Source organism: Methanolacinia paynteri, assembly GCF_000784355.1.
Taxonomy (GTDB): Archaea; Halobacteriota; Methanomicrobia; order Methanomicrobiales; family Methanomicrobiaceae; genus Methanolacinia; species Methanolacinia paynteri.
This window is the reverse complement of the sequence record NZ_AXDV01000046.1, coordinates 1-683: the sequence shown is the minus strand read 5'-3', so window position 1 is coordinate 683 and position 683 is coordinate 1. Positions and strand designations below refer to the sequence as shown.

Genomic DNA, 683 nt, shown 5'->3' with positions numbered 1-683 from the left:
GGAGCTGCATCGGCAGCTTCGATCCCGATCCACCAGGGCAAGGTTCAGCTCGAACCTTACTTCGCCCAGTGCATGGAGGACCTCTGTGCAGGATGCGGAATGTGTGTGCCCCAGTGCCCGTATGGCGCACTGTCGCTCACCGAGAAGAACGGACGCCAGGTCATGCAGGTAACTGAAGCCAAGTGTAAGGGCTGCGGAACTTGCGGAGGTTTCTGCCCCGGCGGAGCTATCAAGATGCAGCACTTCACAACGCCGCAGATCTGCGCACAGATCGATGCGTTCCTTCTTGGCGGCCTTGGAGGTGAAGAGTAAATGGGAGACGAGTGGAATCCTAAGATTATCGCAATCATCTGCAACTGGTGTTCCTACGCCGGTGCTGATCTTGCAGGCGGTGCACGTATCCAGTACCCTACAGATATCAGGGCAATCAGGGTAATGTGCACGGGCCGTGTCGACCCCCTCTTTATTATGAGGGCATTCCAGGACGGAGCTGACGGAGTGCTTGTCTCCGGCTGCCACTTCGGTGACTGCCACTATCTTGAGGGCAACTACAAATGCGCAAAGCGTATGTTCCTTATCAAGAACGTGCTCAAGAACATCGGTCTCGACGACAACAGGATCCGTATGACATTCGTATCCGCATCGGAAGGTGCAAAATGGGGTATGGTCATGGAAGATGTCGT

General features: G+C 55.2%; 2 protein-coding genes. Both read left to right on the top strand.

Annotated features, from left to right (window positions below):
* A partial coding sequence (locus METPAY_RS01710) for a 4Fe-4S binding protein (RefSeq protein WP_048148583.1) occupies nt 1–312 on the top strand: 312 nt, incomplete at its 5' end.
* A partial coding sequence (locus METPAY_RS01705; protein ID WP_048148581.1) for a hydrogenase iron-sulfur subunit occupies nt 313–683 on the top strand: 371 nt, incomplete at its 3' end.